12 protein-coding genes and 1 pseudogene are annotated in these 16,150 nt (G+C 69.2%); 7 read left to right on the forward strand and 6 right to left on the reverse strand.

Features of this window, described 5'->3' with window-relative positions; translation table 11 throughout:
• The first annotated feature begins 46 nt into the window (after positions 1-46).
• The 5 genes and pseudogenes from ACYCO6_RS32650 to ACYCO6_RS32670 all read left to right on the forward strand — a co-directional run.
• The gene (locus tag ACYCO6_RS32650) at positions 47-496 is read left to right on the forward strand and encodes a chemotaxis protein CheB (RefSeq protein ID WP_459767200.1); all 450 of its coding nucleotides are present in this window, start codon (positions 47-49) and stop codon (positions 494-496) included.
• Complete coding sequence (locus ACYCO6_RS32655; protein ID WP_459767203.1) at positions 493-3,918, forward strand: CheR family methyltransferase; 3,426 nt, start codon at positions 493-495, stop codon at positions 3,916-3,918. The genes ACYCO6_RS32650 and ACYCO6_RS32655 overlap by 4 nt, the downstream gene beginning before the upstream one ends.
• A gap of 70 nt (positions 3,919-3,988) precedes the next feature.
• Positions 3,989-4,321: a response regulator gene (locus ACYCO6_RS32660; RefSeq protein ID WP_459767205.1), complete on the forward strand. Its 333-nt coding sequence runs from the start codon at positions 3,989-3,991 to the stop codon at positions 4,319-4,321.
• A 52-nt stretch (positions 4,322-4,373) separates the two neighbouring features.
• Positions 4,374-5,558, forward strand: coding sequence for an IS110 family RNA-guided transposase (locus tag ACYCO6_RS32665; protein WP_459773400.1), 1,185 nt, complete (start codon positions 4,374-4,376; stop codon positions 5,556-5,558).
• Positions 5,559-5,974: 416 nt separating this feature from the next.
• Positions 5,975-6,751, forward strand: a pseudogene (locus ACYCO6_RS32670) (diguanylate cyclase); the annotation flags it as partial.
• 143 nt (positions 6,752-6,894) lie between these two features.
• Here ACYCO6_RS32670 and ACYCO6_RS32675 read toward each other — a convergent pair.
• From ACYCO6_RS32675 to ACYCO6_RS32700, 6 genes are all read right to left on the reverse strand, one after another.
• Positions 6,895-8,196 (reverse strand): TadE/TadG family type IV pilus assembly protein, encoded by a 1,302-nt coding sequence (locus ACYCO6_RS32675; RefSeq protein ID WP_459773827.1) that lies wholly within the window; start codon positions 8,194-8,196, stop codon positions 6,895-6,897.
• A gap of 5 nt (positions 8,197-8,201) precedes the next feature.
• On the reverse strand, positions 8,202-8,810 hold the full coding sequence (locus ACYCO6_RS32680; RefSeq protein ID WP_459767207.1) for a TadE/TadG family type IV pilus assembly protein: 609 nt from the start codon (positions 8,808-8,810) through the stop codon (positions 8,202-8,204).
• Positions 8,811-8,821: 11 nt separating this feature from the next.
• Complete coding sequence (locus tag ACYCO6_RS32685; protein WP_459767209.1) at positions 8,822-9,451, reverse strand: TadE/TadG family type IV pilus assembly protein; 630 nt, start codon at positions 9,449-9,451, stop codon at positions 8,822-8,824.
• Between the two features lie 400 nt (positions 9,452-9,851).
• On the reverse strand, positions 9,852-12,557 hold the full coding sequence (locus ACYCO6_RS32690; RefSeq protein WP_459767211.1) for an ATP-binding protein: 2,706 nt from the start codon (positions 12,555-12,557) through the stop codon (positions 9,852-9,854).
• A gap of 67 nt (positions 12,558-12,624) precedes the next feature.
• Entirely contained in the window at positions 12,625-13,662 is a 1,038-nt protein-coding gene (locus ACYCO6_RS32695) for an HD-GYP domain-containing protein (protein WP_459767213.1), read from the reverse strand.
• A gap of 42 nt (positions 13,663-13,704) precedes the next feature.
• Positions 13,705-14,277, reverse strand: coding sequence for a pilus assembly protein TadG-related protein (locus tag ACYCO6_RS32700; RefSeq protein ID WP_459767215.1), 573 nt, complete (start codon positions 14,275-14,277; stop codon positions 13,705-13,707).
• Between the two features lie 481 nt (positions 14,278-14,758).
• Here ACYCO6_RS32700 and ACYCO6_RS32705 point away from each other — a divergent pair, with 481 nt between their 5' ends.
• Both ACYCO6_RS32705 and ACYCO6_RS32710 read left to right on the forward strand, forming a co-directional pair.
• Positions 14,759-15,490, forward strand: coding sequence for a TadE/TadG family type IV pilus assembly protein (locus ACYCO6_RS32705; protein WP_459767217.1), 732 nt, complete (start codon positions 14,759-14,761; stop codon positions 15,488-15,490).
• A complete protein-coding gene (locus ACYCO6_RS32710; RefSeq protein WP_459767219.1) occupies positions 15,484-16,071 on the forward strand; it encodes a TadE/TadG family type IV pilus assembly protein in 588 nt (195 codons plus the stop codon). Before ACYCO6_RS32705 ends, ACYCO6_RS32710 begins: the two co-directional genes overlap by 7 nt.
• The last annotated feature ends 79 nt before the right edge of the window (positions 16,072-16,150 follow it).

Here is a 16,150-nt window from a genome sequence, read left to right on the forward strand (position 1 = left end):
CGGCATGGGAGCCGGCCGCGTTCATGAGCCCGGGAAAGACGCAGAGATGGTGAGGTCCTCGACCGATGCGGCATCACACGACGGCAGGGCCGCCGTGGTCGCCCTCTGCGCGTCGGCCGCGAGCCCGCAGGCGCTCCTGAACCTTCTGCGGCAGATCACGCCGCAACCCGACACGGCGCTGGTCATCGTGCTGCAGCACCGCGAGGCGCTGGACACGGAGGCGTTCCTGCGGGCCCTGCGCGAAGCCGGACACGAGCCGGGCGCCGTCGCGCATGACGCTCCGCTGACGGCTGGGAAGATCTACCTGCCCGATCCCGACGTGATCGTGAGCCTGGAGCACGGGCGGTTCCGGATCCAGCCCGCGGAGCAGCGGCCCGGCGCCCGCGGCACCATCGACAGCTTCCTCGTGGCGCTGGCCGGTGACGAGGACGGCCACAGCATCGCGGTGATCCTGGGGGGACGGGCGCCGACGGGACCCTGGGCGTCAAGGCGGTGAAGGAGGCGGGCGGGCTCGCCTTCGCGGAGGAGACCGAGGAGACCGGCTCCGGCGAGCTCTCATACGGCAACCATCCCGCCGCGCTGGCCGACGCCGTGCTGCCCATCGACCGGCTCGCGGAGCGGATCCGGGACGGGGTCCGCCAGATCCTGTCCGCCGGCCCGCCCCGTCCCGATGCCGCCGACACCGCGGCGACACTGGCGAGCATCGCGGCGGTGCTGCGCAAGCGGACCGGCCACGACTTCCACGGCTACAAGCCCGGCACGTTCCTGCGCCGGATCCAGCGGCGCATGCAGGTCGTCCAGGCGAACACCATGGCCGCCTACCTGGACCTGCTGCGCGAGCGGCCCGAGGAGGCGCAGGACCTCTTCAACGACCTCCTGATCGGCGTCACCCAGTTCTTCCGCGACCCGCGCGAGTTCGAGCTGCTCGCCCGCGAGGTGATCCCCGAGCTGTTCGCGGGCCGGAGCCGGAATGACCGGATCCGCGTCTGGGTGATCGGCTGCTCCACCGGCGAGGAAGCCTACTCACTGGGCATTCTGATGCGCGAGCACATGGCCACCCTCGACGAGGTGCCGATGGTGCAGATCTTCGCCACCGACCTCGACGGCCGGGCGCTCGCGTCCGCGCGCGCCGCACGCTACGCCGCCACCATCGCGGGCGACATGGCGCCCGAGCGGCTGGCGCGCTGGTTCGTGAAGGAGGGCAACACCTATTGCGTGGTCAAGGAGTTGCGGGAGATGTGCATCTTCTCGCAGCACAGCATCATCAAGGACGCCCCGTTCTCGCGCCTCGACCTCGTCTCCTGCCGCAACCTGCTGATCTATCTCGACGCCGAGCTGCAGAACCAGGTGATCCCGCTGTTCCACTTCTCTCTGAGGCCGGGCGGCGTGCTGTTTCTGGGCAATTCCGAGAACGTCTCCCGCCACACGAACCTGTTCGCGCCGGTTGAAGCCCGCTCGCGGGTGTTCCGCCGCCTGGATTCACCCGGCCGGGCACTGCCCAACTTCCCGTTCACGGTGGCCTCCCCGGTCGAGAAGCCGCCGGTTCCCAGCGCGCCGCAGATCGGCACGATCGAGCCGTCCCTGGCTCAGCGCGCCGAGCGCTTCGCGGAGCGCTACGCGCCGGCCTACGTCATCGTCGACGACGGGTACAACGTCCTGCATTTCTCCGCCCGGACGGGCCGCTACCTCGATCCGGTGGGCGGGGCGGCGACGCTGAACCTGCTGCAGCTCATCCATCCCGACCTGCGCCTCGACGTGCGCGAGGCCCTGACGCGCGCGGACGAGAGCGGCGAGACCGTCGAGCTCGACGACAGGCGCATCGGGCAGGACGGACAGAACCTCGTCGTCGACCTCGTCGTCGAACCCGTCGGGACGGCGTCCGGGACCGTCCGGAACTACGTCGTTCTGTTCAAGGATGGCCGCGCGGCGCCGGAACGGGGGCAGATCGCCGCCAGGACCATATCCTCCGACCAGCAGGCCTACATCCAGCAGATCGAGGCGGAGCTGCGCGACACCCGGGAGCGGCTCCAGGCGACCGCCGAGGAGGCGGAGGCCACCGGCGAGGAGCTGAAGGCCTCCAACGAGGAGTACCAGTCCCTCAATGAGGAGCTGCAATCCGCCAACGAGGAGCTTCAGACCTCCAAGGAGGAGCTGCAGTCGCTCAACGAGGAGCTGACCACCGTCAACGGCGAGCTCAGCCTGCGGGTGCAGGAACTCGGGCGGACCAACAGCGACCTGAAGAACTTCCTCGAGAGCACGCAGATCGCCACGGTCTTCCTCGACAACGAGCTGCGGGTGACGAACTTCACCCCGGCGGTCACCGAGATCTTCCATCTCGTCGAGACCGATGTCGGCCGGCCGATCGGCCACATCAAGTCGCGCATCGCCTACGAGGATCTTCAGGCCGATGCCCGGCGGGTGCTGCGGACCCTGGCGGCCGCCGAGCGGGAGATCGAGAGCGCCGCCGACGCGCACTACCTCGTGCGGGTCCTGCCCTACCGCAGCGTCGACAACTTCATCGCCGGAGTGGTCATCACCTTCGTCGACATCACCGCGCGCAAGCGGACCGAGACGGACCTGCGGGAGAGCCAGGAGCGGTTCCGGCTCGTCGTCGAGAACGCCCGGGACCACGCGATCTTCACCCTCGATCCCGAGAACCGGATCACCGATTGGTATCCCAGCGCGGAGGCCGTGTTCGGCTGGACCGCCGACGAGGTGATCGGGCAGCCGGGCAGCATCCTGTACACGCCGGAGGACCAGAGGAGCCGCGAGGACGAGAAGGAGCTGGAGGAGGCCCGCCGAAGCGGCTCGGCGCCGAACGTGCGCTGGCATATGCGCAAGGACGGCTCGCGGGTGTTCATCGAGGGCACCACCCGGGCCCTGCACCACGCCGACGGGTCCCTGCGCGGGTTCCTGAAGATCGGCCAGAACACAACGAACCGACGGAGGGCCGACGAGGCCCTGCGGGTGAGCGAGACGCGCCAGAGGGCGCTGATCGAGGGCATCCCGCAGCTCGTCTGGCGTTCGGCCGACGGGGGGCGATGGGCGTGGGGAAGCCCGCAATGGCTGTCCTACACCGGCCAGACCCAGCAGGAGTGCACCGGACTGGGCTGGCTCGACGCTGTCCACCCGGAGGATCGCGAGGCGGCGACGCAAGCCTGGGAGCGGGCGGGGCTCGATGGCATCCTCAACGTCGAGTACCGGGTGCGGCGCGCCTCGGACGGGGCTTGGCTCTGGCATCACAGCCGGTCGCTGCCGGTGCGGGATGCTTCGGGCCGGACCGTGGAGTGGCTCGGCACCTCCACCGACATCGACGCGATCCGCCAGCTCCAGGCCCGGCAGGAGGTTCTGGTCAACGAGTTGCAGCACCGGGCGCGCAACCTGCTCGGCGTCGTCTCCGCGGTGGCGGACCGGACGGTGAAGCGGGGCGGATCGGTCGAGGCTTTCGAGGAGCGGTTGCAGGCGCTCAGCCGGGCGCAGGGGCTGCTCAGCCAGGGCAACAACGACACCGTCGAGGTCGGGACCCTGGTGCGGGCCGAACTCGCCGCCTACGCGGACGACACGACGTCCCGCATTACGATCGCGGGGCCGGCAACGGATCTCAGGGCGCGGCAGGTGCAGAACTTCGCGCTGGCCCTGCACGAGCTGACCACCAACGCGGTGAAGTACGGGGCGCTCAACGGCGATTCCGGCCGGCTGGCCATCACCTGGGAGGTGCTGCTCGACCGGCGCGGGCACCGCCGGCTCGCCCTGGACTGGATCGAGAGCGGCGTCGACCTGCGCGTCGCCGAGACGCCGCGGCGCGGCTACGGCACCGAGCTGATCCAGGAAGCCCTGGCCTACGCGCTGCGGGCCGAGGTCGAGTACACGCTGGGCGAGGACGGCGTGCGCTGCCGGATCGAGATGCCGGTCTCCTGACCTGGTTGAACGCGGAGCCGCGTGGCCCGGTTAACATGCCGTATCCTGGTCGATGACGTCCGGAGGGCCGATGTCCCGCGCTGATGCTCCTCTCACCGGCCGCCGGATCCTGGTTGTCGAGGACGAGTACCTGATCGCCAGCGAGGTGAAGCGCTGGCTGCTGGCGGCCGGCTCCGAGGTGCTCGGCCCGGTGCCGAGCGCTGATCAGGCCCTCGACCTGATCGAGGCGCTCCGCCCCGACGCGGCGGTGCTCGACGTCAATCTGGGCGAGGGCGATGACGCCTACCCGGTAGCCGACAAGCTCGGCGTGCTGGGCGTGCCGTACCTGTTCGCCACGGGCGACGTGAAGCTCGCCGACACCTCGATCTACCGGAACCGGCCGCGGCTGGAGAAGATCCCATGAGGAGGTGGCGATCAGGCGGCGCTTCAGCAGGATGGACGGCCTGACGCTCTTCATGGAGGTGAACGTGAGCCTTTCTCCTGATGTTGGCGGTGCGCCCGAGCCTATCCGGGTCGATCTCGCGGCGATCTTCGTCTCGCTCGAACTCAGCCGCGCAACGTGGTTGGTGACGTCGCTCTCTCCTGGAGCCGGCCAGAAGATGTCCCGGCACGTGGTGCGCGGTGGTGATGCCGCGGGCCTGCTCAGCCGACTGGCTGACCTACGGGCGCGAGCTCGGGCGCGCACCGGCAAGCTGTTCCCCGTCGTGGTGATCCAGGAGGCCGGGCTCGACGGCTTCTGGCTGCACCGCGTGCTCGAGGGCAAGGGCATCGAGAGCCACGTTGTTGACGCCGCCTCCGTCGCCACCTCAAGGCGCAGGCGACGGGCCAAGACCGACCGGATCGATGGCGAAGCCCTGGTCCGTACGCTGCTGGCCTACAAGCGCGGAGAGCCGCGCGTGTGCGCGATGGTCCGGGCGCCCACGCCTGAGGAGGAGGATCGCCGCCGGCTGTGCCGCGAACTTCGAACGCTCATCAGCGAGCGTGTCCGGCACGTCAACCGGCTCCGAGGCGTGCTGTTTGCGCAGGGTATCACCGACTACGATCCCCGTCGGTCGGACAGGCGCGAACGGCTTGAGGCGTTGCGGACCGGCGATGGCCGGCCGCTCCCGCGGTACCTCAAGGCGATGATCGAACGCGAACTCGGTCTTATCGAGCTGCTGATCGAGCAGATCGATGACGTGCGCGCCGCGCGCGACGCACTCGTGGCGGCCGAGCGTGCGGCCACACCACAGCGTGCGGCAGCGGCCATGCTTCTCGACTTGAAAGGTGTCGGTCCCGGCTTTGCCGGTGTGCTCTGGTCTGAAGGGTTGTTCCGGCGCTTTGAGAATCGTCGCCAGCTTGCCGCCTACGCGGGCTTGGCGCCAACGCCTTGGCAGAGTGGCTCGATTGATCACGAGCAAGGCGTGTCGAAGGCCGGCAATCCACGCCTGCGCGCGACACTTGTCGAACTGGCCTGGCTCTGGCTCCGCCATCAGCCAGGTTCGGCCCTGTCGCGCTGGTACCACGACCGGGTCAAGCGCACCGGCGGGCGCATGAAAAAGATCGCCATCGTGGCTCTCGCCCGCAAGCTTCTCGTCGCGCTCTGGAAGTATGTGACGGCAGGTGTGGTCATCGAGGGCGCTGCGATGAAGAGCGTCTGACCGAGAGCGACTGCAATCCCTCTCAATCCACCGAGGCACGAGAAGCCTTGGCGGATCCAGGTGGACGAACCGACGAACGGTATGGCCTCAGCCGCCGCAGTTAAGAATGGTCTCGTCCTCCTGAGCTCGGCCCGCCGGATGCGGGATCATGGTGCAGCCGAGATCGATCGGCGACCGCATGTGAGCTTGAGCGCGTCCGCTGCGGCCGCTTCACCCATCGGGCTCGGACCTGCGATCTGGAACACGCCAGGAGATCACTCATGACCGGATGAGATCCCTTGCACATCGACTCCTCATGTGAGCCGTTCGTGGCGCGGGAACTGGTGCTCGCCCTGACCGAGATCCTCGGCTGACCACGCCGGCTGCCCGTCTGCCAGCGAACGGTTCCGACTCCACCGGGTCGGCGCGCAAGCGGCGGAGTCGAGCGATACTACACCTTCACACGCATCGGATCCCTGCCGCTGATCCTGAACGTGGCCCTGTCCACCACGGAGGTGGAACGGGAGTGGCGCGCCAAGGCCCGCGTCATCGGCGCCGTCGTGCTGGTGCTCTACGGTCTCACGATCGCGCTGTCGCTGCTGTTCGACGGGAACTGCGCCGCCGCGAGGCGGTGCAGGCCGAACCCGCCGCGCTGTCGCGGACGGACGTCCTGACCGGCCTGCCGAACCGGCGCTGCTTCGAGGACAGGTTCGGGGTTGCCCTGGAGGCGGCGCAAGGCCCATCCGCCGGCGCTCCTCATCGTCGATGCGGACCATTTCAAGCGCTACAACGACCGCTACGGGAACCTCGTGGGCGACGAGGTCCTGAAGGGGCTGGCGCGCCGCCTCTGCGCGAGCGTGCACCGTCCCGAGGATCTCGTCAGCCGCATCGGCAGCGAGGAATTCGCCATCCTCCTCCCCGATACCGACGAAGCCGGCGCCCTGCGCATCGCCGAGCGGGTCCACGCCGAGGTCTCGATGCTGGCGACCGGATCGGCGGGGATCGAGGCGGGCGCCGTCACGGTGAGCATCGGGCTCGCCTGCGCGGTGCCGGGCGGGCGGCGGGCCGGCCCTCAGCCGGACCTGTATCGCCTGGCCGACGACGCCCTCTACGCGGCCAAGAACGGCGGCCGCAATCAGACCCGCAGCGCCAACCCGCAGACCGGGCCGGCGCTGGTGCAGAAGGGCGCGCTGCACCTGGTCCGGGCCTCCTGATCGGCGGGCCGCCTTCCGGCGCCCGGAGGCTAGAGCCGTAAGGCGGCCCGCCGGCGAAGGGCGGCGCTCTGCGGAACCTGTCGGCCGTCGGCGGATGATCGGCGAAGCGCGCACCGGGAAGCGGGCCGCCTCTCTCGCGCGCATCAATTGGTGATGCGCACCGAGGCGAGCGCCGCGCTGAACAACTGCTGCATCGCTTGATTGATGTCGCCATCGGTCGACACGGGGAAGTAGAGGCCGTCCGTCGCGCAGCTCTTCAGCAGCGGGCCGATGTTGTTTTCGAAAGGTTTTACATAGGAGTTATAGAAACTGTTGCTATACAATGGCAGATATTGCGTGTAGATGATGCCGATCCTGATATTGTTGTCCTTCATCGCCTGGCAGGTCGAGGGGCTGATGGGGCTGATGAACCGGTTGCTGTTGATCTTGAAGCCGGAGCTCTGATTGCTCATCTTGCCGTCGATGGGCGTGTCTTGGACGCCGTCGGTGACGAAGAACAGGAATCGGATCGGGGCGGTGGCGGTCACGCCGTTGCCGCTGGCCGGGATCGTGCTGGTCATCTTCGCCATGGCCCGCTCGTAGGCGGTCTGGTTGTCGCGCTGATCCTGATAGGAATACGCTAGGTCGATCTTGCTCGCCGCGGAACTGACCTGATCGAGCGACGGCGTCAACTGTATCAGCCTCGTTTGTATGTCGCTGAACGTCCACATCTCCATTCGGAACTGCTGCGTCAGGCTCATGCTCGCCTTGGCGGATGAGACCAGGTTCGTTACGGCGTCGCGCAGGACCTGGATCCGGAGCTTGATGTTGTTGCGCTTGGCGATGTTGTAGTTGTCGTTGATGTTCTCGGTGCCGTTGCTGTTCAGGAGATGGCAGGCGAAGGCGCAGGCCGGCGATGTGACGCGCTGCATGTTGGAGATGTCGGCGGCGGTGGCGGCGAGCCCCATCGACGGCGAGTTGTCCAGGAGCAGGTAGAAGTCGATGTACTGCGCGACGTTGCGGACGCTGCCCGACTGGCCGGCGATGTTCATCGTCACGACGTTCATCATGCCGCTCAGCGTCGTCTGCACGGTGGCGGTGTAGCTGGCGGTGAGGCCGACCTGCGTGACGCCCGGCGCCGGGATCAGTTTGAACGAGGTGATCGTGACCCCCGGAACCTTCGCCGCGTCCGCCCTGAACTGCGCATCCGCGCGGGCGAGCATGTCGTCGGTGATCGTGTTGGTCTTCTGGGTGATCACGCCCAGGAGCGCGGCGTCGACCGCCACATCGAGCTGCGCCTTGGCGGCGTTGCGCCGACCGTAATCGATGGCCGCCCCGGCGGCGAACAGCATCGGGACGGCCAGGAGCGCGAAGAGGATCGCCACCTGGCCGCGCCGCGCGCGCGCGAAGCGGGCGAGGGGACCGGTTGCCTCCGGCCGCGCGCCCGTGCCGAGCCAAGTTCGCAGGCGGATCAGAACGTCGGGCACTTCGAGCCTCCCGGCATGACCACCTCGCCCTTGTCGAGGCGCTGCGCCCAGGACACCTGCCGGCTGAACACCAGCCCCCTCGTGCCGAAGATGGATTGGAAGAGCGCCGGGCCGATGATCGGCGCGTAGGAGAGCGAGACCTCGACCAGGATGTAGCGGGCGCCGTCGTACTGGAAGGTCGCGGGTGTCGGCGGGAGGCCGCTGTTGCCGTTGAGGGTCAGGACAGGGCGGGCGTTCTGCGGATAACTGGAACAGACGCCGCCGACGAGGGACCCGGAGACGCTCTCGATGCCCATGGCATGCACGGCGACCTGGAGGTTCGTCGTCGGGTACGGCCGCAGGATCGCGCCGGCCGCGCTGAGGATGGCGGCCATGTCGTCCGCCGTCGGGCTGCCATTGGTGGCGCGTCCCGAGAGGTCGGCGATCGTGCGCGCATAGATTGTCGTCTTGCGGCTGGTGTCGACGGCGCGCACGAGCTCCGTCAGCCCGAAATAGAGCGCGATCAGCAGGGGCAGGACCATCGCGAACTCGATGGCTGCTAGCCCGTGCGCGTCGCTCCGGAAGCGCGCCCAGAGCCCGGCGGGGTATGGCACGGCGGACCCGCTCACGAGCCGGACGGGCAAACGGCGGTCGAGTTGAACGGCTCGACCTGGAAGACGGTGGCCGCCTGGATGACGCGCCGTCGATTGGGCAGCGTGGCGTAGGCGGCACCGAGCAGGGGGAAATAGACCGGCAGATCGACCGCGGCTTGAACGACCATCACGTCGCTCGCGCGCGCGCACGCGTACGATCCAAAGCCCGCGTTCCAGTCCGAGACCCCGGTCTTCGGGTTCGTCGCTGTCGCCTGCACCGGTGTGGCGGAGCCGAAGCTCGCCGCCTTCGTGATGCTGACCCGGACGCTGGCGCAGGGGAAGACCGTGATACGCGCCTTGCCACCGGGGTAGCACATGGCGGTGCGGAAATTGTTGAGCAGCGTCGCGGTGTCGGTGACGCTGGCATTGGCCGCCTGGAACTGGCCCGTGTAGATCTGGCGGCCCGCATCCGTCACCGCCTGCTGAAGGATCTCTTGCGCGAAATAGGTGACGCCGGCCTCAAGGGTGGCGCCGACGAGGGCCAGGAAAGGCATCGCCACCAGGGCGAATTCGACCGCTGCGGCGCCGCTGCGGCTGCAGGAAAAGGCTCGCGGTCCGCAGAGCCTCCGAAGGGGGGCGCTGCCGGATGGTCCCGCAAGCATTGCGCGGCTCATCTCCCCCATGGTTTCAAGGCCGGTCCACTTCGTCCGTGTGCAGCGTGGCTGCCGGAGGATCTAGACGACCAGACCTTGCGAATCCGTTGCGGTGATCGGCGCGTCTATCCGCCCACCATGGTCGTCCGAGGTGTAGATATCGTACGAGCCCACAAGGACAGATTTGTACACATGTGCAAAAGGCCGCCGTGCAGAGACGGCGCGCCGGACCTGCGGCGCTGCGGGTTGATGCATCGCCGGGTCAGAGCGCTGTGCGGGAGCAGGCCGAGAACTGTCCGGAGAGGACACAGCCCTCAATGTGTCCCTCCGGGAGAGGGGACCCGCGCCACAGCCTGCGGCAGCGCCTCCGCTGCCGTCCGGTCGGTCCCCAAGGGGACCGGGAATGGCCCTAGGCCGCTGTCCTCCGGACCTGGGTCCGCGCTTCGAGCCCCCGCATCGTCGCACCGAGCAGAGTCTCCAGGGCGTCGCATTCGGCCGGCGATCCGGCATAGGCCGTGTTCCGGGCCTCCTGCTCGATGGTTCCCAGCCGTTCGGCCAGCGCCCGCGCGCCGATATTGGCGCTCATAGATTTGAGGCTGTGCGCGGCCTTGGCGATGCCCGGCTGATCCGAGGCCGCCAGGGCCGACCGCAGGGCGGACAGCGCCAGAGGAGCCTGTCGGCGGTAGAGGTCGAGGATGCGGTCCAGGAAGGCGCCGTCTCCGAGACCGAGCAGCCCGTCCAGCACCTCCCCATCGAGCAGAGCGCCGTGGTCTGGCGCCTCCACCTCGGGCCGGTCCTGCCCCGCCGGTTCGACCGGCGCCGGGGCCGCCTCCCGGTGCGCGGGGGTGTGACGCTCCAAGAGGGCGGCAAGCTGCTTCAGCGTGAAGGGCTTCAGGAGCATCCCGTCCATGCCGGCCGCTTCCGCGGTCTCCGCGGCCTCGCCGAGGACATGGGCGGTCAGGGCGATGATCGGGGTCCGCGGGCGGCCGGTGGCGGCCTCGCGCTCCCGGATGGCCCGGGCCGCGGCGAAGCCGTCGAGGACCGGCATGCTGCCGTCCATCAGGACCAGGTCGAAACGCTGCGCGGCCGCTTCCGCCACCGCCGCGGCCCCGTCCTCGACCGCCACGACCTCCGTGACCCCGCAGCGCGCCAGGGCCTCGCGGGCGACCTCGCGGTTGACCGCGCTGTCGTCCGCCACGAGCACGCGCGCTTGCGGGAAGCGCGGCAGCAGCTCGGCCGGATCCGCGCGCCCGGCGGGCGGCGCGAAGGTCCGGCCCGCCGCGAGGGCGGCGAGGACGGGCTGCCAATCCGCCTGGATCACCGGCCAGCGCAGAACCTCGTCCGCGAGCCCGGCCCGCTGCGCCCGCTCGGCGGACCCGTCGCCCGGCGCGCCGAGGGCGAGCACGCGCGCCGCCCCCTCCGGCCGACGGCCCAGCGCCACCAGGGACGCGGCGTCGAGGATCCAATGGGCGCCGGCCCCGTCCGCCGCCTCGGCCGGTTCGAACCCGGCCGCCCGCAGGTCCGAGGCGAGGGCCGCCCGAGTCGCCGGGCCGGCCGCGCGCAGGACCACCCTGGCCGGCACCTCGGCCAGGCGCGCCACCGGGCGGGCGGGTTCGACCGCCTCCACGGGGATGCGCGCCGAGAACGTCGAACCTTCGCCGACGCGGCTCGCGACGGCCACGCTGCCGCCCATCGCCTCGATCAGGCGCTGGGCGATCGAGAGCCCGAGGCCGGTGCCGCCGAAGCGTCGGGTCGTGGATTGGTCGGCCTGCGAGAAGGCCGAGAAGATCGTGGCCAGCTTGTCCTGCGCAATGCCGATCCCGGTATCGGTGACGGCGATGACCAGGAATCCATCCGTGGGATCGATCGTCATCCGGACGGAGACGTGTCCGGTCTCGGTGAACTTCAGCGCGTTCGACACGAAGTTGCTCACCACCTGCCCGAGGCGGACCGGGTCGCCGACGATGGCCCGCGGGACCTCGGGGGCGACGGAGACCGCGAGGTCGAGGCCCACCCCCCGGGCGCGCTCGGCGAACAGCGTGACCACGGTATCGGCGATGTCGGCCGGGTTCACGGCCACGCGCTCAAGGTCGAGCTTGCCGGCCTCGACCTTGGCGAAGTCGAGGATGTCGTTCAGGATCGCCAACAGCGACTGGCCGGAGCGGGCGATCACGTCGGCATAGCGCCGCTGGCGCGGCGGCAGGTCCGAGCCCGCCAGCAATTCCGCCATCACGAGGACGCCGTTCATCGGCGTCCGGATCTCGTGGCTCATCGTGGCCAGGAAGGTCGACTTGGCCGCGTTGGCCGTCTCGGCGGCCTGCTTGGCCTCGCTCAGATCCGCCGTCCGGGCGCGGACCTCCGCTTCGAGGTGGGCGCTGTGGGCGGCGAGGCGATGATCGCGCTCGTTGACGGCCGAGAGGAGGTCGTTGAACGTGCGCGCCAGCGCGCCGACCTCATCGTCGCTCGTCACCGGAGCGCGTTGCGCGTAGTCGTGGCGGAGGCGCACCGCGTCCATCGTGCGGGCCAGCGCGGCCAGCGGGCGCGTCACGCTCCGCTGCAGGTACAGGGACACGCCGATCCCGATGGCGACGGCCAGCAGCGCCGCCAGCGCCCCGTTCTGCCCGGCCGTCCAGATATGCGTGAGGAGCCCCTCGGTCTCGCCGATCAGGACGACGCGGCCGATCACGCGTCCGTTGTCCTTGATCGGCGCCTCCGCCTGCAGGGTGCGGGTGGCGAGCATGCGCAGGAGGGACAGATCCTCGCCGTCGAGGGCGGCGTCCCGGGTCAGGCGCAGGCCGATACCCTGCTCGGCGAGGACGGATCCGTCGAGCCGCTCGATCGCTCCGTAGACGATGGACAACCGCACCTGGCCGATGGCCCGAAGCGATGCGGCCGCCGCCGTCTCGTCGTTCTCCGCGGTCGCCCGGGCCCCACCCTCGGCGAAGACCTCGGCGACGGCTTCGAGCGCATCGTGCTTGTCGGCCGCGTAGCGGGCGACCTCGCGCCAGACCGACAGGGCCGCCGCCAGGATGAGCGCCGCCGTGACGGCGCCGGTGACGGCCAGGGCGAGCCGGCCGGCCAGGGAGCGTCTCGGCTTGAGCCAGGCGAGCTGCACGGTGCGCTCCTGTGTGGGATGGGGTCGGGAGGTGATCGGGGCGGTGTCGGTGCGGGCCGGACCCGGATCAGGCGGCGGACCGGATCCAGGTCTGCGCCACCGCGTCCCAGCCGCTGAGGAAGGCGTCGATGCAGCGCGGGTCGAAATGAAGGCCCGCCTGGTCCGCCATGTGGGCCCGCGCGCGCTCGAGCGGCCACGCCGCCTTGTAGGGGCGCTCTGTCACCAGGGCGTCGAAGACATCGGCCACCGCGACGATCCGGCCGGAGAGCGGGATCGCTTCGCCGCGCAAGCCCTTGGGGTAGCCCGTCCCGTCCCAGCGCTCGTGGTGGCTCTCGGCGATCTCGGCGGCGAGCCGCACGACGTCCGAGGTGCTGCCTTCGAGGATCCGCCGCCCGCGCTCGGCGTGCTTCTCCATCTCGGCGCGCTCGTCGGGGGAGAGCGGTCCCCGCTTGAGCAGGATCGAGTCCGGGACGCCGATCTTGCCCACGTCGTGCATCGTGGAGGCGAGCGTCAGGGCCTGGATGTACGGCGGGTCGAAGCCGAGGTTCCGGGCGATGACCCCGACATAGCCCGCCACCCGGGCGATGTGGTCGCCGGTATCGGTGTCGCGCTGCTCGGCGGCGCGCATCAGCAGGGTGATGATCTCGCGCTCCCGCGCCTCGATCACCGAGACTGCCGCCGCGACCTCGCGCGCCAGCCATGCGGCCCGGTCCTGATCCTGCCGGTGCGCCGCGCTGATCTTCATGAGGTTGCTGACACGCGCCTGGATCTCGACGGGATCGCAAGGCTTGCCGAGGAAGTCCGTCGCTCCGGCGCGCAGGGCCTGGTGGCGCAGGCTGCGCTGGTCCAGGCTCGTGACCATGACGATCGGCACGTGGGCGAAGCCCGGAACGGCCCGCGCGGCCGCGATCACGTCGAGGCCCGTCAGGCCCGGCATGTCGTAGTCGGTGACGACGATCCCGATCCGGTCGACGTTCGCCCGCAGGAAGGCGAGGGCCTCCACGGGGCAGGTGAAGGCCACGGGCTCGCAATCGGCCACCGGCTTGAGCGCCTGCACGACCAGCAGGTTGTTCATCTCGGAATCGTCGAGGATCAGCGCGAGCACCGTGTCACTCCCAGGCGACGGGCCATCGGCAGAGGTTCGGCATCACTGCCCCGCCTGTTGCGAGAGGAGCTTGCCCGACAGCGGCCCGATGCCCTTCGGCACTGGCACGCTCGTCGCATCGTAGTTTGCGTTCAGATAGAGGTTCGGCCCCTGGTAGAGGTTCACCTGCTTGCCGACCATGCCCTGCGGATTCGTCGAGTTCCCGTAGAGCGAGCAATCCTGTGCGGTCGACTCGGCGTTCTTCTCCAGCTGGAAGGCGCCCGGTGCGGCGGGTCCGAGGGTCAGCAGGCACAGGCGCATCTTGCCGACGATGCCGCCGAAGACGCGCCTGACGGTCTCGTCAACCGTGACGGCAACGCTCGTCTTGTCGGGCGCGACATCAGCCTGAAGGGCGTAGGGGATCTCGGGGCGGGGGGCGGCCTGCGAGCGGACAGTGTCCTCGACGATGCCCTTGGCGGCCGCCGAGGTGGAGACGGCCAGCTTGAGGTAATTGCCCGCCGCCAGGGCACCGGCGTCGGCCGCGTTCTGGAGCTGGCTACGCCGCGACGAGAGGCGCGCGTGATCGATGCCGCCGGTGAGGCCGAGCAGGACCATCGCGCTGAGCCCGAAGGTCACCGCTACGGTCCCGGACCGATCTGACAGGGCGCGCGAGGCGTCCCGGAACGTGCGCCACAGGTGACGAATGGTGCCATCCTCCCGGCCGGGCTGTCGCCGCAGCGGACGTCCCAGCGGGCCGCCGGTCTCGATGAATATGCCGGGCTCTTAAAGAATTCGTCGCCTCGCGCATGTCGCGGCCGCTTGGCCGGCCCTCGGGTTCCATCGCGCCGTGATGGATCGATGAATCTTCGTAAACAGTAGATTACTTGTGCTTGCCGGTATCGAAAACTGGTCCGGGTTATTCGGGCAGCGGCCCGTGCTGCGGGGCAAAAAGCCGCTCTGTGGGGCGGCGGGTCCGGATTTGCTGGTGCGCTTCCTGAAAACACTTCGCGTCTTGTTCGTCCGGAACCTTTTCTAAACGAGCGGCGGGTATCGTCGGGGCAGATCGGGCTCCCGCGAAGAGACGGCGCAGGGGCGCGACCTGCAGAGTTCAATCGTCATGACAGGCATCCTGAGGCGTCTCGTGACTTCCGGTCCGCGGCACCCGCCCATCGCGGCGGCTGCCGGCGCCGACGAGCGGGAGGCGTGTTCGGAGGCGGCGACCCCAGGGGGGGCGGCGGCTTGGCCGGGTGCATCCATCCGGATCGGCCTGCCCATCCCCGCGCTGAGACGTGCGGCCGCTCTGTGCGAGACGCGCGTGCGGCGCTTCGCGCGTCACCGGGCCGGCGCGTCCGCGGTGGAGTTCGCGCTTCTCGCGGGCCCCTTCCTGGCCTTGCTCGTCGTCGTGGCGGAATCCGGTCTCGTCGCGCTGGAGCAGCAGACGCTGGACATCGCTGTCGACCGCGGGGTCCGCCAATTGCGGACCGGGATCTTCCAGGATGGCGCCGATGGAAGCGACCCCAGCCAGCGCTTCCGAAGGATCGTCTGCAGCGGCCCATCGATTCTGTTTCCATGCACGGACTTGCGCCTCGACGTCTCGCGGGCGACCTCCTTCTCGACCTCGAAACCGGCTGAGCCGTTCGACCGGACCACGAAGACCTGGGCGGTCGGCTTCGGCACGCGCTTCGACTGTCCCCAGGGTGGCGACACGGTCACGGTGCGCGTCGCGGTTCCGGTGATGCGCCTGTTCCAGATGCTGGATTTCACCGGCCGGATCATGTCCGACAAGTCGCAGATGCTGGTGGCCACCGAGATATTCCGGGCCGAGGACTACGAGCCGAAGCCGTGCTGAACGGGAGTATCCGCACCGGCCTGATCGGCTTCGCGGGCAGCAGGGATGGGGTCAGCGCTGTCGAGTTCAGCCTGATCGCGCCGATCCTGCTCTTGATATTCATGGCGTCGATCGAGCTGCCCCGCGCCTATATGATCGGGAAGCGGCTCGACAATGCTGCGGCCACGATGGCGGATCTCATCTCCCGCGGAAGCTACACGGACCTCTCCCCGGTCTTCTCGGTCGCGGGCGTGATCTCCAACCCGTACGATGTGACCAGCGCGAGCATCGTGCTTACCGTGGGCGGCACCTATCAGAACGGCACCGTCGCGACGACCCAGGTCTGTTCAAGCGCGCAATCCAACGGGCAGGCTCGCGCGGCCGGCTCCTCCCTCGGGCCCCCGCCCGCCGGCATGGACAGGAAGGGTGATCGCTTCGTGATGTCGGAGGTGACGATGACGTATCGCCCCGTCTTCCCGCTCTTCTCGTCAATGGCCCGGTGGACTTTCCGGTATAAGAAGATCTGGCCGGTCCGCGGAGGTGAAGTCTACAACGGCCAGAACGAAATCGTGCTTCCAGGCGGAAAACCCTGCCCGATGTGAATTCATGGACGTCTCGTCATAAGTTCGTATCGCGTTTGAGTGAAGACTTGCGGGGGCGGTCTTCCTGCATCGGTGTTGA

Source organism: Methylobacterium sp. CM6257, from assembly GCF_054611515.1.